Raw genomic sequence first — 22776 nt, 5'->3', positions numbered from 1 at the left:
CGGTCGGCACGTTAAGTGCGGCTGCCACGGCGTCAGCGGGACGCCAGCCGACCGTCATATGCCTAGTACCCGGTCGGAATCCACGCGCTACCGCTTCTTCCGAAAATCCTGAAAAAGTAGGCAAGTCCCGGCCAATGTGACGCTTGGCAACGAACGTCCCCTTGCCAGCGCGTCGATAAAGCAAGCCTTCACCGACAAGGGCAAGCACCGCCTGTCGCACAGTGCTGCTGCTGAGTTCGTGCTGCTTCATCAGCTCCATCTCGGTGGGGAGCTGATCGCCAGCATTGAAGACGCCGCTCTCGATCTGAGATCGGATGATATCCGCGAGCTGAATATGAAGTGGAGTTCTACCGGGCCGAATCATGCGGCCCCCTCAAGGCGAGTCATTGCTAACAACGGCTTGGGCAGTATTAAGATATTGCATTATTGCAAGCAATCATATGAGTCGCTTGACGGAACCTTGGCGGGGTCGATCACGCCTTGGCTGAAGAGATCGCCGAATTCGTTGCTCCGGGCGTTCCAGCCATAGCCGAACTCCGGCTTCTCGCGCAGCCTGCCGACGATGATCGAGCCTTCCGCACCAGCATTCTCGGCGATCTGGCGCGCCGTCGCCTCGATGGCGCGCCACACGATGATCTCGACACGGGTCTTCTGGTCGGAGTTGTCGAGGGCGGCCGTGTCGAGCGCCCTTGCTGCCCTGAGCAGGGCCATGCCGCCGCTCGGCAAGACACCTTCCTCGACCGCGGCGCGCGTCGCATGCAGCGCGTCGTCGACGCGATCCTTCGTTTTCTTTTCCTTCACCTCGACCTCGACCTCGGCCGCGACACCGCCGACGAGCTTGGCCAGCCGCTCCTGTAGCTTTACGCGGTCGTAGTCGGAGGTGGTCTCTCATATCATGCAGCCTGGGTTGCCTCTGGGGCAACGATATTAAATGGAAGCACCGTTCAGTTGCCCGTGGACAGCAATGGCGAGTGTCTTTTGGCAGTCGTCCCGGGTGAGAGTTGATATTTCCAGCTGTGCGAAACAGCGATACTCGATAAATCGTTGAATTCTCTTGCCTCTGATGCAACCGCCGAGGCCGAAGCGGTAGGAAGGCAAGCTACTGCTGCAATGGTGCGGGTCATGGGTCTTTCTCCATTTTTAAGGGACGAGGCGAGCTTGTTATCTTTCTATAAAATCATCATATCGATCACCCATTATTTTGGATTCTATATGCGCATGAAAACCTCTGTTTCAGTGAACCTCACGAGACGCGAAGCAAAAGCCATGCCAGATGCAGCCAGGGCTTAAATATCAAGCGGTTGGGAATTCTTCGCAGCTTTGGGGCTAGGCGGGTGTCGCTATTTTTGTCGAATTCCTTGCAGGAGTTTGAAGAGAACCGGTCGAGAGTTCCTTCATGAGTTCTGGAGCCGAAATTGTTGGGGGGTCTGCTGGTAGTGATCGCGGAATACACGGCTCAGATGTGAGCCGTCACAAAAGCCACACTCAAACGCAATCGTGGAAATCGATTTCTCAGTCCGAGTTAACAGGTGGCATGCATGGTGGAGACGGATCTGGGTATATAGTACTCGCGGGGACGTACGGAGTTCGGACCGGAAGCGACGCTCGATTAGCCGCTTGCTCAAGTCGAGCTTGCCGGCGAGTTGGTCGATGGTAAGCGGAACGTCCAGGTGGTGCTGCATCAGCAGCACTGCGCGTTTCAGGATTTCGTCCCGGACGACAACCTCAAGGCGTCCGGTCGGCTGCGCCGTCTCAGCCTTTGCCGCGTCGTTGAACATCATGATCCGCAAACTCTTGGAGGCCAAGGCTTTACCGAGATGCCTGTCGACGAGGAAGGCTGCGAGGTGCGCGGCGCTCGCGCCGCCCGAACAGGTCAGCCGGTCTCGATCGACAACGAAAATTTGGTCGGAAACGGCTTGGAGACCGTCGAAAAGCCGGAGGAAGTCCGAATTGTGGAACCAGCTCACGCAACACTTGTAGCCGTGCATCAGGCCGGCACGGTGCAGGATGAATGAACCGGTACACAGCCCCACGAGAGGTACACCGGCCTCCGCAGCGTCCCTCAAATGGTTGTCGAACCGTGTGTCGACCAGGAGGCTTTCCTCTTCGAGAACTCCGCCAACGACCACTAGATAATCAAAGCGGCCAAGATCTCCGATCCGTTCATGTGGGGAAATCGCGACGCCGCAGCTCGACAGGATCGGCGACATATCGGGCGATATGATACGCCATTGGCAATGGATTGGGCGGCTTCGGTCCCCATCGTCGGCAGCAAGGCGCAGCACGTCTACAAAATTCGCGAAAGCGCCAAGGGTAAACCGATGGAGAAGGAGAAACCCGACGGATAACGGGGCAGCGTCGCGCCTTGGCCTTTTAGCCCGATTTTTGGTGAAGAAATCACCGTGTCGCATATGTACTGCCATGCTGACGCAATCGTCCTTTCGTGGATTTTCCCCTTCGATCAGATGAGGGCGCGGGCGGGTTATCCCTCGTCGCTAAGAGAACAGGGCGGAGAGTCTGACTATGGTCCACCACTGGTCCCAGAGCGCCTGGGCGTCTGTTCCTGCCATCGAGCCGATTACTGTCGCGCTCTACTTGGCGCCCGGGTTCGAACTTCTCGCCGTGTCGTCGGCCTTGGACGTCTTCCGCCTGACCAACAAAGCTGCCGGGCGTGAAGCCTTTCGCTGGCGTATTGTGTCCCACCTGGGTGGAGCCGTGAGGGCAAGCTGCGGCATCGCTGTCATGGCCGACGCCGACTTGGCCCAGGAGCGCAGGCACCTGATCCAGCCTCAACGCCCGGTGCTGGCTCTGGTCTTCGGCGATGAGGATGATGAAAGACGCGAAACCAAGGTGCTGAGCGCGTGGTTGCGGGAATGTCGGCAACGCCGCATTGGGACGGGCGCGTTTGGGTGCGGTGTCGCTGCTTTGGCCAAAGCCGGCCTGCTCAATGACCGCAAGTGCTCCGTCCATTGGGAGGCCCTGCCGGGGTTCAAGGAGCGCTTCATGCGCGTTGAGGCGGCTCCCACCGTCTACGAGGTCGACAGCAACATCTGGAGTTGCGCCGGGGGCACGGCAGCCTTCGATATGATGATCGAGCTTGTGAAACATCATTGCGGCGAACCTGTTGCGGTGAGTGTTGCGGAGTTGGCCGTCGCCGGCCGTGTCCGCACGGGCGATGAGCGCCAGCGGCTGCCGCTGCTGCGTCAGCATGGCAGGCTCAACCCAACGGTCGTGAAACTCATCGAATTGATGCAGAGGAATTTGGCCGCCCCGCTTACCATGGCGGACCTCGCGGCGGCTGCAGGGCTGTCGAGGCGGCAGGTGGAACGCCTGTTCCGCAATGAACTTGGCCGCTCCCCTTGCCGCTACTTTCGGGAATTGCGGTTGGAACACGCGAAGCTCCTGCTTGCCCAATCGGCGATGCCGGTTCTGGAAATTGCCGTATCCTGCGGTTTCGTGTCCGCCTCCCACTTTTCGAGGTGTTTCCGCGAGGCGCATCAAATAGCGCCTCACGAAGCCCGGAAGCTTCCGGTTGGAAGATTTCTCGGTGCGTCAACGCCACGGCCTGGCGCCCGCGACACCCCCTGACACGGATCTGCACCAAAATAAGGGCATGATGTTATGCCGGCAGGGTCAATAACCGGCTTCCCGGTTGAACAGCGGAAACACCTCAAGCCCGCGTTCAAGACGGCGCACGTTGTTGGCTATTACAGCGACGGCGCTGGACGCAAATGTGGCTCCCGACATGTGCGGCGTAACGAAGACTTGAGGGTGGGACCAATAGCGATGCTCGACCGGAAGCGGTTCTTGGGCGAATGCGTCTAATGCGGCGCCGGCGAGATGGCCGCGGTCGAGAGCGTCCAGCAGGGACTCGTCATTTACGACCGCGCCGCGGCTGATGTTGATAAAGAAGCTGCCCGGGGGCATAGCCGAGAATATCTTGCCGTCAAGGAAGTGCCGCGTCTTCGGAGAGAGCGGCAAGGCGTTGATTACCACATCGTTGCGGCTCAGGAACTCGGAGAGCGAATCTGTTCCGGAATAGCAGTCGATCCCCTCGATCTGGCACGTGCAGCGGTCCCACCCGCTGACCGCGTATCCAAAATCGCGGATGCGGCTGGCGACTTCCGTGCCGATGCGGCCCAAACCGAAGACGCCCGCGCAAAACTCCCGCGTCGGTACGATACTCTTGCGATGCCAGACACGGTCCTTCTGTTGCGAGCGGTAATCCCCGTAGCGCCTGTGGAAGGTAAGCACCCAGTACAGCGCATGGGCAGCCATGTCGCGAGCGACGGCCGGATCAGCGAGCAGGATCACGGGAACGTCGGGCAGGCTTGTGTCTGCTACGAAATGCTCCGCCCCGGCGCCGAGCGAAAAAATCGCCTTCAGGTTGGGATAGCGTTTGAGGTCGCCTGCCGGATGGTTCCAGACCATCGCATAGACGACCTCGTCAGGGTCGATGAATTCTCCAAACACTTTGACGGGCAATTCCGGGAGCTGGCGGTTGATTTCCTTGCGCCAGCTCTCGTTGTCGTAGCCGTGGTTGTTCAAAAGAATAGTCATGGGTCGGGGTGCCCCGTTAGAAGAGAATCATCTCGCACGGAAGGGGCGGCTGGTCGTTCGACCCCCTGCAAAGGTTTCCGCAGACGAAAGGGCGCTGGAAAGGCCGGCTAGCGTGGCCCGAGGTTTCCAGCTGTTGACTTAGTAGCGGTACGAAGGATCAACACGGTCGCACTGGCGCAACAGCGCCGGCCACTCATACTTTCCGAGCGGGAAATCGTCGTACTGCCGGTGCGCCAGCCGCCATATTTCCTCGCTGCTCTTATCGAGCTTCAGGCCCGTAGAGTAGGCATCGATCAACACGCGGCAGGCGCGGACCGTGTAATAAAGATTCATAAAGGCCTCACCGGCGGTCGCACCGACCGCGAGGAACCCATGGTTCTTCATGATCAGGCACTTTTTGCCTTCGATGTTTTTGGCAAGACGGTCCCGCTCCTCAAGCGTTAGAGACAGTCCTTCCCAGTCATGATAACCGATGTCGCCCCAAAGCATCGAGCCATCCTGGGTCAGGAACTCAAGGCCATCTTGCAGAGCCGTAATAGCGAGGCCTGCCGGTGCGTGGCTGTGGAACACGACCTTCATGTCGTGATGGGTGTTGTGAATTGCTGAATGGATGACGAAGCCTGCAGTATTGACGTCCGGCGGGCCGTACAGGACCTTTCCCTGCTCGTCGACCTTGATCAGGTTGGATGCGGTCACCTCGTTGTAAAGCAGTCCGAAGCGGTTCAGAAGAAACTGGTGATCGGTGCCGGGAACCCGCATCGTGATGTGGTTCCAGATCAGATCATCGTAGCCGTACATGTTGGCGAGGCGATAGAGGGCCGCAAGGTCCACTCGCGCTTCCCATTCTTCCTTGGAGATGTTCGCGTGGCCGCCCTGGACGCTGAAGTCCTCGGCTTTCATCTCATGTGCCATTGGTGGTCCTTTCGATCGGTTGTTGTCAGGTGGAGCGTAGGAATGTGCCATTTTGCTCCTCCAGGAGCTTCACGGCCATCAGGTGGTTTTGTTCGAAACCGTATTTGTCGACGGCTTTTTTGTAGATCGCCTCAACCTGCTCGCACATGGGCAGGGTTGCGCCGACAGATCCTGCCAGTTCCAGGGTCAGGGCCATGTCTTTGTGCGCGAGCCCCAGTGCGAAGCCGGGATCATAACTGCCGTCGAGAATAGCCGGACCGTAGCGGTCCGCGACGTAACTTGCGCCGGTGCTGCCCTGGATAATGCCCAGCATGATGTGAGCAGGAACCCCACCTTTTACCCCCAGCATCAAGGCCTCGCTAAGCGCCACCGAGTTGAGATAGCAGAGCACGACTTGTGCAATCTTGGCCACATAGCCCGCCCCGTGGGGGCCAAGGTGCATGACCCGGCTGCCTATCTTCTCCAGTATCGGCTTGCAGCGGGCAAACACCTGAGCGTCTCCGCCGACCATGATCATTAGCGTTCCGGCAGCTGCTCCTTCAATCCCGCCGGTAACCGGAGCGTCCAGGAAATCGACTTCGCGTTCTGCGGCGGCGGCGCGGATGCGGCTCTCGCATTCAAGATTGTTGGTTGAAAGATCTATCCAGACCGCGCCTCTCGGCAGCGCCCCCAGCATGCCCTCATCAGATAACGCGACGGCTTCGATGATCTTGGGGTTTGGTAGCGATGTGAACGCGATATTGGCACCGGAGGCCACCTCGGCAGCGGTTGCGGCCGACGAGATCGCCTGGTTGCCGGCCGCTGCTCCAGTCGCACGCACCGCATCAACCTTGTTTGTATCCAGGTCGAACAGTGCGAGCTCAAATCCGGCGCGCGCCAGGTTGCTGGCCATTGGCCCGCCCATGTTGCCCAACCCAATGAATGCAATCCGCATATATATCTCCGTTAAGTGGCCAGTCAGGCCGTTTCGGCGCTCCAGCTGTCGCGTCGGGACCGATCCTACGCCACTCTTTCTCAGCCGGATTGACGTGGCAAACGAATATAATTAGGGAGTCATATCGAAGAATTCGATTTGAAAGCAGGTTTATTGAACATCGAGCATATCAGGGCATTTTTGGAAGTCGGCTCGACCGGCAGCTTCCAGCACGCCGCCGACCAGCTTAACGTCACCCAGTCGACGATCAGCGCCCGGATAAAGGCGCTAGAACGTCGGCTTAACCGCCAGCTGTTTCACCGCAAGCGCAACGGAGTGGCCCTGACGACGGGCGGTCATCAGTTTCATTCGAGCGCGGTGAATATCGTGCGCGCCTGGGAGCGCGGTCAGCAGGTCGCCACGCTGCCGGAAGGCCTGAATGCTTTTGTCACTCTGGGGGTCGAGGATAATCACTGGCCTCGCGTCGTGCCGGGCTGGTTGGAACGCATGGCCAAGGCTTTACCGGATGGCGTCGCAAGCGCAATCAGCGAGCGCTCGGATATTCTTATGGAAAAGCTGCGAGCCGGACTGCTCGACATTGCTGTGCTTTATGACCCAAGGCATTGCGCGGAGGCTCGGATCGAGCCGCTCATCAGCGAAGAACTCGTAATGGTTTCGACTAAGCCACGTGCGGTTCAAAGCGGGGTTGTTCCTGGCTATGTCTTCGTGGATTGGGGGGAAACGTTCCGGGCGCAGCACAGCATGCATTTTCCGGGCGTCTTCAGCCACAAACTCACGATCCGCAGCGCCGCGGTGGCCCTGGATCACATCCTGGCTAGCGGTGGTTCGGGCTATTTCCTGGCCGAGTCCGTGGCACCGCACATCAAGTCCGGCCGCCTGCATGTGGTCGAGGGGGCGCCGCGCTTTCAACGCACAGTCTTCGTAGCCGTTCGTATTGACGTCATTGCACCGGAATTTATGGAAACCGCTGTGAAGGCATTGCGCGAGGCGATCGCCTGAACCTCAACCTGCACAAAGAAATCCCATGAAAATCACCGCATTAAAGACCCGGCTGACGGACGTGCCTTTTGCCAAGCCGATTGCCACAGCCATTCACAATATGCGTTCGGTCGGCTGCCTGCTTGTCTATCTGGAGACCGATGTCGGGCTCGTGGGTCAGAGTTATATCTTCACGTTAAATGCCGTCCGGCTCAAAGCCTTCGACGAGATGGTCCGCGGCTTTTCGCATCGCATTGTGGGCCAGGACCCCCACTATGTGACGGCGATCAATTCAGCCATCTGGTCTGAAATCAATCCAACTGGCTATGCCGGCGTCACGATCTCGGCCCTTTCCGCGCTCGACACGGCCTGTTGGGATCTGGTCGGCAAAAGCGCGGACCGGCCACTGCATCATCTTTTCGGGGCTTGCCGAGATCGCATCCGCACATACGCCAGCGGCGGCCTCTGGCTTTCCCAGAGCATCGACGAACTGGTTGATGAGGCGGCGACCTTTCTTAACCAAGGGTTCCGGGCGATGAAGGTGCGCGTCGGTAATAAAGACCCGCGAAAGGATCTCGAGCGCGTCAAGGCAGTCCGAGAGGCAGTCGGACCCTCCATCGAAATCCTGACGGACGCCAACCAGGCGCTCACCCCAAAGCAGGCGATCCGTCTTGGCAGGATGCTTGAGGAGCTCGACATCGGCTGGCTCGAGGAGCCGGTATCTGTCCATGACCTCGTGGGCCAGGCCGAAGTTCGTAATGCGCTCGACATGGCGATTGCTTCGGGTGAGACGGAGTGGACACGTTTCGGCATCCGCAACACGATCGAAGCCCGCGCCGCCGATGTGCTGATGCCGGACCTCCAGAGGATTGGTGGGCTTACCGAAATGCGTCGGGTGGCGGCTTTGGCGGAAGCGTACTGCCTGCCCATTTCCACCCATATTTTCACCGAACACAGCCTGTGCATCGCCGGATCTGCCTCCAATTGCATCTCCGTGGAACACATGCCGTGGTATGCCCCGCTTTTCCGTGAAGAGATGGAGATCGTGGATGGCGACATCCTCATACCCATCCGTCCGGGCACTGGTTTTACCTTTGATGAGGCTGCTGTGACGCGCCTGGCCATCGACTAACGAACCGCCCGAACATCGAAAAAGTCGATGTCAGGGTCGAATTATATTCGTTAGTTAAATGTTCGGTATTCCTATAATTCCTAACGTGGGGAACCGTCCCGGCAGCTCCGACTGCCGGGGACATCGCCTGGAATGGAATACCAACAGGAGAAAATAATGCTCTCACACACCCTTAAACTCACCGCCGCAGCCTTTATCGCTACCATCGCCGCGACCGCGGCCGAAGCCAAATGCGGTGACGTCACCATCACTGAGATGAACTGGGCCTCGGGCTCGATCGTCACCGCCGTCTCCAAGTTCCTGATGGAACAGGGCTACGGCTGTAAGGTCACGGTTGTTCCTTCGGCTACTGCTACTGCGGTGACATCGGTTGCAGAGACCGGCCGTCCCGACATCGTCACCGAACTCTGGCTTAACGGCGCGCCAGCTTATCCAGCACTGGTGGCCGCCGGCAAAGTTAAGACGTTGGGCCATGTCCTGACCCCCGGCGGCATTGATGCATGGTGGGTCCCACAATACCTCGTTGACGAACATCCGGAACTTGCGAAGATCGACGGCATTCTGGCCCATCCCGACTGGGTCGGGGGCAAATTTCATAATTGCCCCGAAGGCTGGGGTTGTAAGGTCACGAACGACCATTTGGCTGAGGCTTTCGATCTGAAAGGCCACGGCATCGAAGTTTTCAATCACGGCTCTGGAGAGACCCTGGCAGCGGCGATCGCCGCCGCCAACGAAAACAAGCAGCCTTGGTTCGGTTACTACTGGGGTCCAACATCCGTTCTTGGCAAGTACAAGATGGCCAAGGTCGACATTGGCCCGTATGTCCCCGAGATCCACGCCTGCAACGCCGTGGAAACGTGCAAGACACCCGGAAAGTCGGCCTATCCGCCGGCAGAGGTGGTGACGGCAGCGACAACGGATTTCGAGAAGCGCGAGCCCGAGATTGCAGCGCTCATGTCTAAGGTGACCTTCACAAATGAGCAGATGAGCGAGACGCTGGCCTGGCAGGATAGCAAGAAGGCTTCGGCTGACGAATCGGCGGTCCACTTCCTGACCACCTACAAGACGGTGTGGGCGGACTGGCTCAGCCCTGAAGCCAAGGAAAAGCTCGCGGCAGTCCTGAAGTGAGATCAACCAGCGCGGTCACCGGGCCCACCACCCAAGGAATGTGTGGGCCTAGTGGTTGACTTGGCAAAATGCTTGGCGGCACCTCAGCCCATCGACAAGCACCTCTCGGTCAATTCTGGTGGCCGCGCCTTGACGGGCGTGGCTTCCGGATCGCGGCGATTTAAGGCTCGAAATGTCAGCTTACGAAAAAGCTTTTGACTCGCTGGGACTACGGTCCTGGTGCGACGCCGGCGCCATCGGCGGTCCGATGTCGATGGACGATCTACTCGCCAAGGCGGGCGCGGCGGGGACCGACCAAACCGAATCTTTCCCGTTTCCGTCCCTTGACGTCCTTCACAAGGCCTGCGGCGCCTTCCCACGCACCCGCGATATGACGGCCGGATTGGAGCGTCTGTTCCTGGACGTGAAAGACCCCGTGAAAGTCGTTCTGGACCCGGTTACGCAGCCATTGAGTTGGGCGTTGCGCAACGCCATCGACCTGATGCAGTCACTTCCGTGGTGGGCCGCGATCCTGATCCTGGTCGCCATCGCTCATTTCGCCGGACGTCGCACGGGCGTGACGGTCTTCGTGCTTGTGGCGTTCCTGGGCTTGGCGTTGATCGACCATTTTGGTTACGCCATGCAGACCCTCGCCATCATCATCGTCTGCACATTCATCTGTGTCCTGTTCGGCGTGCCGATCGGCATCGCGATGTCACGTAGCAACCGGTTGGAGCGCTGGCTGACACCTTTTCTCGACCTGCTGCAGACGCTGCCCACCTTCGTTTACCTCATCCCGCTGATTTTCCTGTTCAGCGTCACGGAGCCAAAACTCTACGGCATCGCGATCATTCTCTATGCGATCGTGCCGTCGATCAGGCTCACGAATCTCGGCATCCGACTGGTGGACAAGGACGTTCTGGAGGCGGGGGAGGCCTTCGGCATGACTTCCTGGCAAAAGCTCTATCGCGTCCAGTTGCCGCTCGCCTTGCCGAACATCATGGCTGGTATCAACCAGACCATCATGCTGTCGTTATCCATGGTTGTCATCGCTTCGCTGGTGTCCGCACCCGGCCTTGGAACCCTTGTGCTGCGGGGTATCAACAAACTTGAACTGGGCGTAGGCCTTGTCGCAGGCCTCGGCATTGTCCTCCTAGCCATTGTTCTCGACCGGGTCAGCCGGGCTGCCCTCCAGCGCGTCAATAAGATGCATCAGTCGCGGACATGAGCATGACCGAGAGCTTCGTATCTATTCGCAACCTTTACAAGATCTTCGGCAACAACGCGCAGGCCATGGTGTCCTATGCGAAGGCCGGGATGCACAAAAAGGATATGCTGCAAGCCCATGGCCATGTGCTCGGGTTGCGCGACATCAATGTTGAAATCAAGAAAGGCGAGATCACGGTGATCATGGGGCTGTCAGGCTCCGGAAAATCAACCTTGATCCGTCACCTTAACCGCCTTGTCGACCCTACGGCCGGTGAGGTGATCGTCAATGGCACAGACATCATGAAGCTCGACCGGATCCGGCTTCAGCATCTGCGCCGGACCCAGATGTCCATGGTCTTTCAAAAGTTTGCACTGCTGCCGCATGAAACAGTCCTGCGTAACGCCGGCATGCCATGTTCGGTGCGCGGGGACGGGCGGGCCAAAACCGATGAGACGGCCCGCAAATGGCTCAGCAGAGTCGGCCTCGCGGGCTCGGAGGCGCTGTATCCTCACCAACTGTCGGGAGGCATGCAGCAGCGCGTCGGCCTTGCGCGGGCGCTAACTTCGAACTCCGAGCTCATGCTCATGGATGAAGCCTATTCGGCCCTTGACCCGCTTATCCGCTCAAGCATGCAGGAGCTCCTCCTGGAATTACAGAAGGATCTCCAGAAGACCGTCGTCTTCATCACTCATGACCTTGATGAGGCTCTCAAGCTCGCCGGCCATCTGGTGATCCTGAAGGACGGAGAGATCGTGCAGCAAGGGGAGCCGCAATACATCCTCCTCAACCCAGCCGACCCTTACATCGAAGACTTCGTCAGCGATATCAACCGCACCCGGGTGCTTCGCGTCCGATCGGTAATGGAAAAGACCATCGCCGGGGATGACAGCTATGAAGTTATAGACGGGGACGAGACCCTGGAGCGGGCGATCCTGCGATCCCATGGCGCTGCTGACAAGTCCTTTGCGGTGCACTCGGACGGGACCCGGGTGGGCACGCTCAGGATGACGGACGTTCTGAAAGCGCTTGTACCCACAGCCTCGACGGGGCGGAACCACAGCAACATGTAGGTTAGGACCACGACAATGGGATTCCCATGGCGCTCGTCAACCGAATGGACCTCACTGTTGCCGCGAAAATGCCGTACGCCTTGGCTGCGCACCCTTCTGCAGAGGCTTTTCAGGCGCCGCTCCGGAAGGTAAGTTTATGAATCCTCTTGTCGCTGCTTACTGCGCCCTCGCGTTGGGCATTGTATCGGAAGTCATTGGCTCATCCTTGTTGCCGAAGACGGAACAATTCACGAAGCTTGGGCCGACTGCCGCCGCCATCACCAGCTTCATCGTCGCGCTATTCTTCCTTTCTCATGCGCTCAAGCTCATTCCCCTTGGTATAACCTACGCGATCTGGTGCGGTGTCGGCATGGTGCTGACCGCAATGGTGAGCATTCACGTCTATAGGTCGCTGCTTGACCTGCCTGCGATATTAGGGATCATTCTGATTATTTGTGGCGTCGTAGTGATCAACGTTTTTTCCAAGACTGTTGGTCACTGATCGCAACTTTCGCTGGTCGCCTTGGCGGCCGGGCGCGCGAAGTTTGGAATCGGTCCAACTCGCGCGGTCACCGTGCGGATGCGTCGAAGAACGCGCGCTGATTGACCGGCAGCAGATACGGATCGCCAAGTTCAAGCGCCAGATCCACTGCCAACGGTTCGGAGCGTTGACCGCGGTAGATCGACCGGTTGGCGCTGACGTTCGAGAAGACGACGCCCACAGAAGACGGATTGTCAGCCGAAAGGGCCGCAGTCACAACGACGATGGCGCCCGGATTTACGCACAGCACGCTACCCGTGTTTTCCGCTGCCGAACCTGAGCGGTGCGTCGTCACCATATTTGCTTCAGCTCGAGAACCCGAACGACCTACTGCAACTCTCGCGCCCGCCCGGCGCCATTCCCAGTTTCCCAGATTGATTCGAAGTTGCGTAACATCACTTCCGAGACGCTGAAGGTTTGCTTTCCTTGCCGCGAAGTCAGGCGTGCGTCGATGTCGGGATAGATAAAGAAGGGAAGGGAAATTCGGTCAGTCGGACCGTTGTGCACGACCTGATGGGGCGTGCTCTTGAATCGGTCATCGCTCAAGGCCTGAAGCATGTCGCCCAGATTGACAACGAGACTGTCGGGCAAGCTCGGTGCCGGTGTCCAGCGCCCGCCGAGCCACACCTGCAAGGAGCGCGTGGGGAGTTCCTCCTGCAGCAGCAGCGTGAAGAACCCATTGTCGGTATGCTTTCCGGCCGTGCCGCCAGTAGATGGATACCGGATCACGCGCTGCAGGACCGTCGGCGGGTTGAAATGGCGTTGGAACCAGCCTTCTTCCATTTCGAGCAGGTCAGCCAGCGCCATTCCGAGCTTCGGCACAACCGCGTTGACCACGGTAGCCTGCAATGCAAGCAGGCTTCGAGCGAAACCAGGAGCCACCGCGTCATCCGGGAGGCGTGTGCTACCTGCAAACGGACGCCGGTCGCCTTCGTTCTCTATTCCGAGGTCGAACATTTCCTTCGGATCGGGGCCGGCCTCGGGATGTAGCACCTCGCCGTGCAACGGACTGTATCCACGGGCGGTAGCAGGGTACACGTCTTGGGCGGAGTGACCGAAATGCTCCTTTGTCGACTGTGGCAACGCGAAGAACCGCCGGGAAGCCTGTATCGCTTCTGCGATCTGTTCTTTCGGGATTCCGTGCTCAAGGTAGAAGAACCCGTACTCCTCGCAGGCCAGACGTAGGCGCTCGCGTTCTTCGTGTCGCGTTGCATCGGCGGCCAGTTTTGCTAGTGAGATTTGCGGTAGCGTGATCATAGCTGCTGCTCCGCTTCTGCACAGACCCTATCGGGCACTTTGAAAACCCAGTAATGCGCGCCCTCCTCCGCGATATATTTTCCGTCTTTTAGGCACTGTGCCGTCTCAAGCACGCCCGCATCCTGCAGACGCCGCACCTGATCTTCAAAGGATGTGGTCTCCGCATAGCTCTTGCGGGTGCTTATGATGACGAATCCATTGGGGCGCGTCACGCGCGCGAGTTCGCGCAGTGCGTCCGGTCGGATGTGCCCGAGCGTGAAGACACCGCAGCAGACCGTGATGTCATAGCTCCCACTGGCGTGGTCGGGGAGCGGCCCGTTAAGGTCGACATCGCCTTGGACATGGCGGTAGACGCGGGTTTGCCGGGCCTTTTCCACCATTTCCTGGGAGAGGTCGATCCCGTCGATCAACCGGAAGCCGAGGCGTTCCAGTTCCACGCCGACGAGGCCCGTTCCGCAGCCAGCGTCCAGGACTGCGATGGCAGTTCGCTCATTGGCCAGATACGCTGTTTGCACGGCGCCCGCCAGTTCCGCCATGATCGTCGGCCCGCAGTACTTGTCGTGCCCAACATCCAACTCGTAGGAACTGGCCCATCCGCGATAGAAGTGGGTCAAGCGGCCGACGTCGCCGTCAAGGGCATGGGAATCCTTGATGCGCTTTCGTGCGGCCTGCTCCAATGCCGTCTGCTGGTCGAGGGTGGTCATGACAGTTTCCTCCGTGTAGGGCAGATGAGATGGGGCAAGGTCGTCAGCGGCGGCGCAATGGCATGGACTAGATCTACAAGCTGCTCGTTGCCGTATTGCTGAGCATGGCTATCCGACCATGCGGAAGCGCCTACGCTCCACGTGATAACGTCATGGATCAGAGCATCCTTCAGGCCCATGCCGCGTCCGAGATCAAACGCCTCGTCAAGGATCAGGCGATTGACGTGGGTGAGTTCGCCGGACAGAGACTCGAGCAACTGCATCTGGATGCCGCTAAGCGGGACGTCCTCGAGCGGAAACACATGCTCGCGCTTCGGTTTGATCCGTCCGAGGGGATCGGCCAAGAATTCTTGGTCTGGCGGATACCCAGGGTCGGCGCCATACTTGGATGGCGCGCGATAGCCAGGCACTTGCAGTCGAACTCCGAAAACCACCTCCGCCAGCTCGACGACACGCAGATGGCTATCGTATCGGTCGAACTTCCGTCCCGCCTCGCTATATCGGTTTTCGACCGCGCGCCCGATCGGCAGTCCCACGCGCAGTTCGTCGGCCAGCTGGACGGTCAAGCCCATATCCTTGACCGTGATCTCCAGCGTGCAGGATCGATCGTAGCTCCCATCCAGGAGAAACGGAGCGAACTGCTCGATTGCAACGGAGTTCGCCGCAGAACCGATAAACTTGCACCAAGCCTGCTGTGCTGGAACGCCCTCGCGCACGCTTTGGCAGAGCGCATTGCCGCTCGCTACGGCTGCAGTGTAGAAAAGTAGGTTTGTCAATAGTTTGACTGACTGGCCTTGACCGATGTCTCCGACATGGAAGGAGATGGCTCCCATGGTTCGCAACACCGCTTCGCTCCGCACATAGGCCTTGGATGGCCCGCCGACGAAGAAGCTGACATTAGCAAAATCGACCCCCATGTGGGACAGGTTGCTTACGGGCGCTTCTAGCGAATCCACGCCAATTGCTGCGGCCCGGCGGGCGATCTCGAGCGTGTTGTGATAGTCGGTGGTGGACGTATCGATCCAGACGCTCCCCGAGGGCATTCCGGCCAAAGCGCCTTGCTCGCCCGTCATGTTGTCAAAGACGTCTTGTGGCAGCGGCAGGCAGGTGATGACAATGCCGCAATCGCGGGCCGCGTCGCGCGGTGCGTCATGCCAACGGGCTCCCTTTTCGACCACATCCTTCGCAGATGCGGGATCGATGTCGTAGACGTCCACCGGATAGCCGGCTTCAAGGAGCTTGGCGATCATCGGTCGCCCCATCCTGCCGGTACCAACGAATCCGATGCGTTCGACGTCGCGGAAATAAGCTGCGCTTACAGCGGCAGACACTAGCTTTCCTTTCATAACTACAGTCGCGACTTTCTCGTAGCCGCGCGTCCAGCGGTATCTTGCCAATAAAATAAAATGCCAATTTGCGGCAAAGGCAATAAAAGATACGTAAAAACAGTATACATTCTTATTTAAGTTTGTTTCACATGTTTAATATTTTGCGGACAGCGTTCACAATTGCGAACCATATAAGGCGGAGTTAGGACACTTTTCGCACCGACGAGCCTCACCGGGACATTGACGTAAAACGGGAGGACGCCCCTGGCCAAGCGTCGGCAAAAAAGAGACCCGTCGGAACGAACCGGCGGGCGAGACGGGAGGAAGCGGTTGTAACTGGAATTAGGCGGCGAGAGCGGCTTTCGGCTCGACCAGTTCGTAGCCCGAGCGCCTTGGCGACCGCGCGGTTGGTGATCTTGCCCTTGTGGACGTTGAGGCCGTTGCGCAAATGATGGTCGTCGACGCGCCTTCAGGCCCTTGTCGGCGAATTGCAGGCCGTAATGCATGGTCGCGTTGTTCAGCGCGTGGGCCGAGGTGACCGGGCATCGCGCCCAGCAACGCCTGCACCTTACGTGCCCACGCGTACTGGTCGCGGAACGCGCCTCGCATGGCCAGCCCACGGCATACTGTGGCTTTCTCTTACAATATCATCGGCGAAGCAAATCTTCGCAGGCTCAACCCATCGGCAAGCTGCCCGCAAATCGTTTCCGTCACCGGTCGCGCGTGCCGCCCGCGCTGCAACTGTTGGAGCGTCTTTCGTGCCGCCACGGGGCGTCATCGCGCCGAGCCCTGAATGGCGGGATCATCATTAAATCACCCGTAGCTGTCTGAGAGAGAATCTGCTGTCATACGCCTCAGTCCGACAGGGTCGTCTGTGGACTAAGCCCACCCGACATGATCCTTTTTTGAAGTTTCAGAAACAGATTGACCCAGAATCGGTATCCGGAGTGTCCGGGTTGCCAGACGCTTCGAAGGCGCAATAAGGGGTCGGAACAAGAACTGTTCCCGCAGACACGCTAAGGTCGAACGAAGCGCGAACACGCGAATAGATCTGTAGATGAAGCCACCTAACCAGAGTTTTGTATGGCGCGACAGTCTGGGAGAGAAGCGCGCGACAATCAGGATGAGAATCTGGTGTCGCGGCGGGTGCGATAATCGCGGCATGGATTGTCGTGCGCAAGAGGTTTGTCGCGGCGCGTCAATCAGGAAGCGACGTTCGCGGGTGTCGCATATGACGGCGGCCTGCCTGGCCCCCGCTTTCGCTCGATGGCCTCGCGCCGCCGATAGCTCTCGACATTCAGCTCGAAGATTGTTGCATGATGGACGAGGCGATCCACCGCGGCGAGCGTCATGGCGGGATCGGGGAAGACCCTCCCCCATTCGCCGAAGGGCTGATTGGCGGTGATCAGCATGGAACGCCGCTCGTAGCGGGCGCTGATGAGTTCGAACAGCACGCTGGTTTCGGCCTGGTCCTTGGTGACATAGGCGAGGTCGTCGAGGATCAGCAGGTGAAAGCGATCGAGCCGGTTGATGGCGGCTTCGAGGCCGAGTTCGCGGCGCGCGACCTGAAGCTTCTGGACGAGATCGGTGGTGCGGGTGAACATGACCCGCCATCCGGTTTCGATAAGGGCGAGTCCGATGGCCGAGGCGAGATGGCTCTTTCCGCCGCCGGGCGGGCCGAACAGGAGCAGATTGGCGCCTTTCTCCAGCCAAGTGTCGCCGGCGGTGATGGCCATCACCTGGGCCTTGGAGATCATCGGAACGGCTTCGAACTCGAATGTCTCGAGGGTCTTGCCCGGCAGGAGGCGCGCCTCGGCGAGATGGCGTTCGATACGTCGCCGGTCGCGCTCGGCCAGTTCATGTTCAGTGATCGCAGCCAGAAAGCGAGCGGCCGGCCAACCTTCCTTGTCGGCCTGTTCGGCAAACTGCGGCCACATAACCTGGATGGCCGGTAAGCGTAGTTCGTTGAGGAGCAAGCTTAGTTTGGCTGAATCGACAGCGGGGTTCGTCTTCATGCCGCATCTCCTGTCAGGTTGGCGCCAAGCAGGGCTTCATAGTCGTTGAGCGGAGCAAGGCGCACGACGACCCTCGGCAGTCGGGCGGGATCCGGCGCGAACCGTTCCTGCAAAGCAGCCATGTCAGGCAATCGCCGTGCCTGCAGCGCGGCAGTCAGTTGATCGGCCAGTTCGCTCTCGCAGCCGCGCTCGTGCGCCATGGCGAGAAGCTCGACCATGGTGCGGCAGGCCTGCCGCTCAGGCAGTCGCTCCATGAGCTTGTCGAAGGTTCGCCGGTAGGCCTCGCGCGGGAACAGCTGGTCCCGATAGACGAGGTTGAGCAGCGCCATCGGCTTGCGGCGCAGCGAATGGATGACATGCCTATAATTGACGACCTGGTTGTGCTTGCCGGTTGAAGAGGCGCGCCCGCGCGGCAGCGTCATGAGCTGCGTGCCGCCGATGAAGATATCCAGCCGATCATCGAAGAGCCGCACTCTGAGGCGGTGGCCGATAAGGCGTGAGGGCACGGTGTAGAACACCTTGCGCAGCGTGAACCCGCCCGATGACGTGATGCGCACGGTGACCTCCTCGTAGTCGGAAGTGCGCCGGACGGGCAGTTCCTGAAGTTCGGCCCGCTCGATGTCGATGCGCTTGGAGTTGCGAGCATTCACGCGGCTGACGATCTCGTCGACAAAGCGACGGTAGGCTGCCAGGTCGTCGAAATCGCTCGATCCTCTCATCAGCAGCGCGTCATTGATCGCCCGCTTGAGATGGCCGTGCGGCCCCTCGATAGACCCGTTCTCATGCGCGATGCTGCGATTGTTGCGGGAAGGCGTCATGCCGTAGTGGCCGCACAGTTCGTCGTAGCGGCGCGTCAGGTCCTCCCGGGCGTCCTTGTCCAGGTTGCGGAATGCCGCCGAGAGGCTGTCGCTGCGATGCTCGCGGGGAGCCCCGCCAAGCGACCACAGCGCGTTCTGCAAGCCTTCCGCCAGAGCGACAAAGCTCTCGCCGCCGAGCACGACATGCGCATGCTCGAAGCCCGAATAGGCGAGCCTGAAATGGTAGAGCCGGTGATCGAGCGTCTGGCCCGCGATCGTGACGCCGGCGGCGGCCATGTCGGTGAAATCCGACAATCCCATGCGTCCGGGTTCGTGGACCTGCCGGAAGATGACCTCCTGCTCCTCGCCATGGATGGCGCGCCAGGATCGAATACGGCGCTCGATCGTGCGACGAATGCCGATGCTCAGTTCGGGATGTCGCCTGATCATCTCGTCGAAGATGGCGACCGGCCGGATGCCAGGAGCCGCCCGCAGCAGCGGCACGATCTCGGCGTCGAAAATCTCCGCGAGCGGATCGGGCCGGCGCCTTTCCCGCGGAACCTTCTTTTGTGACGGCAGTCGCGAATCCTTCTCGATGCGATAGGCCGTGGCCGTGCTGATCGACGCCTTCGCCGCCGCGACGGCCGTCGTATTGGTCTTCCGGAACTTCATGAAAAGCCTCAATTGGTGATCGGTTACGTGGCGGCCGGGCACAAAGTGATTCCTCCCCAACAGGAAAAACCACCGCATACCCGGTCGACCGTGATCACCAGACGACGCCCCGGAAAAGGAACGCGCCGCCGGCGGGTTGAAACTCCAGTCGGGCTACGCCCTCCCTGCGTTCCAACCCGCCGGCATTCTCATCCTGATTGACGCTGCGCTCTCACGTTCATTGCCGCGCCGCAGTTTTGCGATCAAGAGCCGCCTTAGGCAGACCGGGCCAGTTCATCTTGCTTTACCAACGTCATCTAAGGTGCATAGTTGTGGGAGCCGGGGTTCACGCTTGTCGTTTTACTCATTATGCGCCATCAAAGGGCACTTTGCCGAGCGATGCCTTTTCGCGAGACACGACCAAGTTCTTTGTTGCAAACTCACTCACCAGCGGCGTTGGATGCGCTGAGTATGTCTTAGGGAGAGTGAGGACGCTTGCAGATCTTCGACAGGATCGACTTGCTGATTGACGCAGAAGATTTCGGGGGCCGCAATCGAAGAGACGCGCGCCCTGCTGCTTCAGCTTGAACAAAGGTCTGACGCGCTCACACAAGCATCTCGCTGCCGCAACCTTGGTGCATTGGCAGGAGATCCCGGAAGCGGTGCGCAGCGCGATTGTCGAGACAGCGACAAGCGGTGCATTCCCCGACTTGCCGCGCACCACCTCATTGCATGAACAAATCGCGCGGCTTGTCCACTACAGCGGGGAGAACAGGGACTAATGCCCACCCCGAAGCGCCGGATGCCTAATCCAGCGCTACAGCAAATGCGCTGTTCAATATGTTAGAGAAGGCACTTTTCTGCACCAGTTGTGGCCATGCCGTGCCGGTCAGGCTGAAGAGTCACACGCTGCCAAGAAGATTGCAGGGGCAAGATTGCGATTGGTGTGCGATCTCGTTAGGCGGTACTCACCAAAAGCGCAAGAATGACGGAAAATAAGGGCATCTAAGCATCGAATTGGCGAGCAAATGGCAGGGCAATTTACCTGATCCCGAGAGACGTTTCCGACGCCCTCGCGCGCAGGGATAAACCAACCAGCAAGACGGCTGCCGAGCGCTATTTCCGAGTCGATCAAGTTGAGAGTTGTTTGAAAAATATCGCAACAACTTCATCCTCAACCTGTGGGGCGAGACCTTGTGGCAGCGTAGTGCCGTAAGATGAGATACTTTCGACCAACCCCTCCGGGATTGCGGAGCGGCAAGGAGGAGTGCCCCGCCAGCGTGGTGATTGTGGCAGCCTTGAGGTGTGGTGCTGCTCTCGGAACGTCTGGAGTACGACTGAGCTCGCCGAGCAGAATCGGCGGCAAATTCCATCGTCCGGGGTTGCGGCGATGCCGCCCACGGCAGCACACCAGACGTCAAATTGAAGATAGGATAACGATCCTATCTCTTGCGCCTGCCAACAAAATAGAATATGACTATAGGTAGTCATAAGGAGACGTCGACATGAGAGAGATTCAGTTGAAGGACGCGAAGGCCACCTTGTCCGCGGTGGTCGACCAGGCCGTTGCCGGAGAGCCTTCCGTGATCACCCGCCACGGCAAGCCGGAGGCCGTGCTTGTGTCTTTCGAAGAATGGGAGAGGGTTTCCAAGGTGCCCAGCTTTGCTGACCTCCTGCTAGCCTTCCCGGGCGACGGCGACGACATTCCGGAACGGAGGCGCAAGCCCGCCCGCGCTTTGCGTGAGGGCCTCTAGCCCGTGTATCTGCTGGACACGAATATCGTGTCGGCCGACGCGCCGATGAAAAAGGAAGTCGGCTTGCAGCCGTTCGCCGACTGGCTGCGCAAGAACAATGACCATCTGTACATGTCGACGGTCACGGTCGCGGAGATCGAGGCGGGCATTGCCCGCGCCGTCAGGATCGGCGCGACGACGAAGACAGTACGGCTGCGCCGCTGGCTCGCCGCCGTCGAGCAGCTCTATGCTGGCCGCATCCTGCCGTTCGGCATCGACGAGGCCCGCCACGCCGGCGCCATCATTGACCGGGCGCGGGCGCATGATCCCGGCTTCGAAGACATCGCGATAGCCGCCACGGCGGCAGCGCGAGGCTACATGGTCCTGACGGCAAACGAGCGGCATTTTCAGCCGCTCGGGGTGCCGTGGGCGAACCCGCTCAAGGAACTCCCGGCTTAGTCCCCGCGCTCGAAACGAGCGACCGCGAAGCCGTTGGTCTCGAACCCGTATTGATCGCGGTCGTGGATGTAATCTGCCCCACTGATCGCGGTTGTTCGCCCGAGCCGAAATTCGCACCGAGGATACCTGTTTCTTGCGGCGCGCGGGTCGTTCCTTCCTCAAGTTGAGGTAGCCGAGATCGCCCGGCGTTGTAACTTGGCTCGTTTCGAACAACCTTCAGGTAACCGTTCAATGGCCAGAAAGCCCCTATAATCCCCTGATGACCCTGCCAGCTCGATGGAAATCAATCCATATTCCTGCCAGATACGAGAACGGCCGATATCCGAACCGAGCCTGGCTGCTCTGCGATTTCACCGCGATCGTCGCATGCGGTCAAATATCGTATGTCGCCCAAAACCATCCCGAATCCAGATTAATGCGACTCAAGCAGTGGCGGAGGAGCGGTAGCAGCTGGAACTTGGTTTGAAGGATGGGCCTAAGCCCGGTCCGGAAGCGTGGCTGACCAGTGCCTGCTCTCGATCAAAGTCCTTACGACCTTGGGGATCAGCTTGCGGACCATAGACACGGCTGGAGAGCGCTCATCTTTCGGGTTGACGGCAAGCACAACGGAACGGGTGATCACTGGATCAATGATCTTAACGGTGCGGACCTGGCCTTGAGACGCCTCTTTCTGAATGGCCGACGGGGTAAGGATGGAATACGCCTTTCCTTCCATGACCATATCGATGATCGTAGAAAGGGAGTCGACTTCGAATCTGACGTCCAGCACACAACCGTGCTGGGCAACGACATCCGCCACCGACCGCCGGACATTGTTGTTGCGCATGGGAACCGCCAGCGATAAAGGACAGCCAGGTTGAAACGGCCAGTATCTGACGCTGCTAAAGGCGCAGGGCCTTGAGCACTCATGCGGCCCACCGCCTTCCACCGGATGCCCGCCAGGGGGATCCTTCTTCGGCGCCTCGGCGATCATGGCTTCGGTGGTGACCAGCAGGCTGGCGACCGAGGTCGCATCCTGAAGACCCGTGCGCACAACCTTGACCAGGTCGACGATGTCCATGGCGATCATGTCGCCATGGGCGCCGGTCTGGGCGTTGTAGCCGAAGATCGCATCCTTGTTGTCGAGGATCTTGCCGGCAACGATCGATGCTTCCGCACTGACGTTGGCCGCGATCTGGCGGGCCGGAGCCTGCAGCGCACGACGGCGGCGCAATCCGTGATACACGGCGGCCATGGAGATTGCCTCAGAAGCGGCGCCCAATCGGAAACGTTAGCACCTCCGCGTTTTGACGTGGCTGCTTGAACTCTTCGTCGGCAACGCCTCAATTAACAGGTCCAAGACTTCGCGTCCCCTCCGGCTCATCGGGTCATCGCCACGAAGGTAGTCATACGCTCGATCTAAATGCACT

Annotated in this window: 22 protein-coding genes and 2 pseudogenes; 10 read left to right on the top strand and 14 right to left on the bottom strand. The window is 59.4% G+C overall.

The genetic code is table 11. From position 1 onward, the window contains the following. A partial coding sequence (locus tag OHD62_RS32330; protein WP_263791387.1) for a GntR family transcriptional regulator occupies positions 1-364 on the bottom strand: 364 nt, incomplete at its 3' end. A 92-nt stretch (positions 365-456) separates the two neighbouring features. Next, positions 457-888, bottom strand: a pseudogene (locus OHD62_RS32325) (TCP-1/cpn60 chaperonin family protein); the annotation flags it as partial. A 156-nt stretch (positions 889-1044) separates the two neighbouring features. On the opposite strand from OHD62_RS32325, the gene OHD62_RS32320 reads away from it, so the two are divergent. Next, positions 1045-1290 carry a hypothetical protein gene (locus OHD62_RS32320; protein WP_263791385.1) on the top strand — a complete coding sequence of 82 codons (246 nt, stop codon included), beginning with the start codon at positions 1045-1047 and terminating at the stop codon, positions 1288-1290. A gap of 104 nt (positions 1291-1394) precedes the next feature. On the opposite strand, the gene OHD62_RS32315 is transcribed toward OHD62_RS32320, so the two are convergent. Next, complete coding sequence (locus OHD62_RS32315; RefSeq protein ID WP_263791384.1) at positions 1395-2423, bottom strand: GlxA family transcriptional regulator; 1029 nt, start codon at positions 2421-2423, stop codon at positions 1395-1397. Positions 2424-2523: 100 nt separating this feature from the next. Between OHD62_RS32315 and OHD62_RS32310 the strand changes: the two genes are divergently transcribed. Further along, entirely contained in the window at positions 2524-3588 is a 1065-nt protein-coding gene (locus tag OHD62_RS32310) for a GlxA family transcriptional regulator (RefSeq protein ID WP_263791382.1), read from the top strand. 45 nt (positions 3589-3633) lie between these two features. Here the strand turns inward: OHD62_RS32310 and OHD62_RS32305 are convergent, their stop codons facing one another. The 3 genes from OHD62_RS32305 to OHD62_RS32295 all read right to left on the bottom strand — a co-directional run bounded on the left by OHD62_RS32305 (position 3634) and on the right by OHD62_RS32295 (position 6406). Further along, positions 3634-4560, bottom strand: coding sequence for a 2-hydroxyacid dehydrogenase (locus OHD62_RS32305; RefSeq protein WP_263791380.1), 927 nt, complete (start codon positions 4558-4560; stop codon positions 3634-3636). Between the two features lie 138 nt (positions 4561-4698). Further along, positions 4699-5472, bottom strand: coding sequence for a class II aldolase/adducin family protein (locus OHD62_RS32300; RefSeq protein WP_263791377.1), 774 nt, complete (start codon positions 5470-5472; stop codon positions 4699-4701). A gap of 25 nt (positions 5473-5497) precedes the next feature. Next, entirely contained in the window at positions 5498-6406 is a 909-nt protein-coding gene (locus tag OHD62_RS32295; protein ID WP_263791375.1) for an NAD(P)-dependent oxidoreductase, read from the bottom strand. A 138-nt stretch (positions 6407-6544) separates the two neighbouring features. On the opposite strand from OHD62_RS32295, the gene OHD62_RS32290 reads away from it, so the two are divergent. The 6 genes from OHD62_RS32290 (at position 6545) to OHD62_RS32265 (ending at position 12384) form a co-directional block, all read left to right on the top strand. Next, positions 6545-7405: a LysR family transcriptional regulator gene (locus OHD62_RS32290; RefSeq protein WP_263791373.1), complete on the top strand. Its 861-nt coding sequence runs from the start codon at positions 6545-6547 to the stop codon at positions 7403-7405. A gap of 25 nt (positions 7406-7430) precedes the next feature. Continuing rightward, entirely contained in the window at positions 7431-8516 is a 1086-nt protein-coding gene (locus tag OHD62_RS32285; protein WP_263791372.1) for a mandelate racemase/muconate lactonizing enzyme family protein, read from the top strand. 156 nt (positions 8517-8672) lie between these two features. Next, complete coding sequence (locus OHD62_RS32280) at positions 8673-9644, top strand: ABC transporter substrate-binding protein (protein ID WP_263791369.1); 972 nt, start codon at positions 8673-8675, stop codon at positions 9642-9644. Between the two features lie 247 nt (positions 9645-9891). After that, entirely contained in the window at positions 9892-10851 is a 960-nt protein-coding gene (locus OHD62_RS32275) for an ABC transporter permease (RefSeq protein WP_263791367.1), read from the top strand. After that, complete coding sequence (locus OHD62_RS32270) at positions 10848-11903, top strand: quaternary amine ABC transporter ATP-binding protein (protein ID WP_263791365.1); 1056 nt, start codon at positions 10848-10850, stop codon at positions 11901-11903. The genes OHD62_RS32275 and OHD62_RS32270 overlap by 4 nt, the downstream gene beginning before the upstream one ends. 136 nt (positions 11904-12039) lie before the next feature. Then, the gene (locus OHD62_RS32265) at positions 12040-12384 is read left to right on the top strand and encodes a DMT family transporter (protein WP_263791363.1); all 345 of its coding nucleotides are present in this window, start codon (positions 12040-12042) and stop codon (positions 12382-12384) included. A 67-nt stretch (positions 12385-12451) separates the two neighbouring features. On the opposite strand, the gene OHD62_RS32260 is transcribed toward OHD62_RS32265, so the two are convergent. From OHD62_RS32260 to istA, 7 genes and pseudogenes are all read right to left on the bottom strand, one after another. Beyond that, on the bottom strand, positions 12452-12721 hold the full coding sequence (locus tag OHD62_RS32260; RefSeq protein ID WP_263791361.1) for a hypothetical protein: 270 nt from the start codon (positions 12719-12721) through the stop codon (positions 12452-12454). Positions 12722-12750: 29 nt separating this feature from the next. Next, complete coding sequence (locus OHD62_RS32255) at positions 12751-13680, bottom strand: 2-oxoglutarate and iron-dependent oxygenase domain-containing protein (RefSeq protein ID WP_263791359.1); 930 nt, start codon at positions 13678-13680, stop codon at positions 12751-12753. Then, on the bottom strand, positions 13677-14384 hold the full coding sequence (locus tag OHD62_RS32250) for a class I SAM-dependent DNA methyltransferase (protein ID WP_263791357.1): 708 nt from the start codon (positions 14382-14384) through the stop codon (positions 13677-13679). Before OHD62_RS32250 ends, OHD62_RS32255 begins: the two co-directional genes overlap by 4 nt. Then, positions 14381-15730 carry an NAD(P)-dependent oxidoreductase gene (locus OHD62_RS32245; protein WP_263791355.1) on the bottom strand — a complete coding sequence of 450 codons (1350 nt, stop codon included), beginning with the start codon at positions 15728-15730 and terminating at the stop codon, positions 14381-14383. The genes OHD62_RS32250 and OHD62_RS32245 overlap by 4 nt, the downstream gene beginning before the upstream one ends. Positions 15731-16070: 340 nt before the next feature. Beyond that, a pseudogene (locus OHD62_RS32240) lies at positions 16071-16254 on the bottom strand (alanine dehydrogenase); the annotation flags it as partial. A 660-nt stretch (positions 16255-16914) separates the two neighbouring features. Continuing rightward, the gene (istB, locus tag OHD62_RS32235) at positions 16915-17727 is read right to left on the bottom strand and encodes an IS21-like element helper ATPase IstB (RefSeq protein ID WP_263791353.1); all 813 of its coding nucleotides are present in this window, start codon (positions 17725-17727) and stop codon (positions 16915-16917) included. Further along, positions 17724-19196, bottom strand: a complete 1473-nt coding sequence (gene istA, locus OHD62_RS32230) for an IS21 family transposase (protein WP_263791352.1) — start codon at positions 19194-19196, stop codon at positions 17724-17726. The genes istB and istA overlap by 4 nt, the downstream gene beginning before the upstream one ends. A 1484-nt stretch (positions 19197-20680) precedes the next feature. Here istA and OHD62_RS32225 point away from each other — a divergent pair. Together OHD62_RS32225 and OHD62_RS32220 are read left to right on the top strand one after the other, a co-directional pair. Then, the gene (locus OHD62_RS32225) at positions 20681-20929 is read left to right on the top strand and encodes a type II toxin-antitoxin system Phd/YefM family antitoxin (RefSeq protein ID WP_263791350.1); all 249 of its coding nucleotides are present in this window, start codon (positions 20681-20683) and stop codon (positions 20927-20929) included. Between the two features lie 3 nt (positions 20930-20932). Further along, a complete protein-coding gene (locus OHD62_RS32220) occupies positions 20933-21367 on the top strand; it encodes a PIN domain-containing protein (protein ID WP_263791347.1) in 435 nt (144 codons plus the stop codon). Between the two features lie 475 nt (positions 21368-21842). Here the strand turns inward: OHD62_RS32220 and OHD62_RS35815 are convergent, their stop codons facing one another. Beyond that, positions 21843-22601 carry a LysR substrate-binding domain-containing protein gene (locus tag OHD62_RS35815; protein ID WP_412177446.1) on the bottom strand — a complete coding sequence of 253 codons (759 nt, stop codon included), beginning with the start codon at positions 22599-22601 and terminating at the stop codon, positions 21843-21845. Positions 22602-22776: the final 175 nt, after the last annotated feature.

The organism is Mesorhizobium sp. YC-39, from assembly GCF_025753795.1.
Lineage (GTDB): Bacteria > Pseudomonadota > Alphaproteobacteria > Rhizobiales > Rhizobiaceae > Mesorhizobium.
Note: the sequence above shows the minus strand (reverse complement) of the source record. Positions and strands in the feature narration are given on the sequence as shown.

Bases quoted from the DNA above. Each gene is read 5' to 3' on its own strand.
- OHD62_RS32315 (WP_263791384.1), bottom strand. From the start codon at position 2,423: ATGGCAGTACATATGCGACACGGTGATTTCTTCACCAAAAATCGGGCT.
- OHD62_RS32310 (WP_263791382.1), top strand. From the start codon at position 2,524: ATGGTCCACCACTGGTCCCAGAGCGCCTGGGCGTCTGTTCCTGCCATC.
- OHD62_RS32305 (WP_263791380.1), bottom strand. From the start codon at position 4,560: ATGACTATTCTTTTGAACAACCACGGCTACGACAACGAGAGCTGGCGC.
- OHD62_RS32300 (WP_263791377.1), bottom strand. From the start codon at position 5,472: ATGGCACATGAGATGAAAGCCGAGGACTTCAGCGTCCAGGGCGGCCAC.
- OHD62_RS32295 (WP_263791375.1), bottom strand. From the start codon at position 6,406: ATGCGGATTGCATTCATTGGGTTGGGCAACATGGGCGGGCCAATGGCC.
- OHD62_RS32285 (WP_263791372.1), top strand. From the start codon at position 7,431: ATGAAAATCACCGCATTAAAGACCCGGCTGACGGACGTGCCTTTTGCC.
- OHD62_RS32280 (WP_263791369.1), top strand. From the start codon at position 8,673: ATGCTCTCACACACCCTTAAACTCACCGCCGCAGCCTTTATCGCTACC.
- OHD62_RS32275 (WP_263791367.1), top strand. From the start codon at position 9,892: ATGTCGATGGACGATCTACTCGCCAAGGCGGGCGCGGCGGGGACCGAC.
- OHD62_RS32270 (WP_263791365.1), top strand. From the start codon at position 10,848: ATGAGCATGACCGAGAGCTTCGTATCTATTCGCAACCTTTACAAGATC.
- OHD62_RS32265 (WP_263791363.1), top strand. From the start codon at position 12,040: ATGAATCCTCTTGTCGCTGCTTACTGCGCCCTCGCGTTGGGCATTGTA.
- OHD62_RS32260 (WP_263791361.1), bottom strand. From the start codon at position 12,721: ATGGTGACGACGCACCGCTCAGGTTCGGCAGCGGAAAACACGGGTAGC.
- OHD62_RS32255 (WP_263791359.1), bottom strand. From the start codon at position 13,680: ATGATCACGCTACCGCAAATCTCACTAGCAAAACTGGCCGCCGATGCA.
- OHD62_RS32250 (WP_263791357.1), bottom strand. From the start codon at position 14,384: ATGACCACCCTCGACCAGCAGACGGCATTGGAGCAGGCCGCACGAAAG.
- OHD62_RS32245 (WP_263791355.1), bottom strand. From the start codon at position 15,730: ATGAAAGGAAAGCTAGTGTCTGCCGCTGTAAGCGCAGCTTATTTCCGC.
- istB (WP_263791353.1), bottom strand. From the start codon at position 17,727: ATGAAGACGAACCCCGCTGTCGATTCAGCCAAACTAAGCTTGCTCCTC.
- istA (WP_263791352.1), bottom strand. From the start codon at position 19,196: ATGAAGTTCCGGAAGACCAATACGACGGCCGTCGCGGCGGCGAAGGCG.
- OHD62_RS32225 (WP_263791350.1), top strand. From the start codon at position 20,681: ATGAGAGAGATTCAGTTGAAGGACGCGAAGGCCACCTTGTCCGCGGTG.
- OHD62_RS35815 (WP_412177446.1), bottom strand. From the start codon at position 22,601: ATGGCCGCCGTGTATCACGGATTGCGCCGCCGTCGTGCGCTGCAGGCT.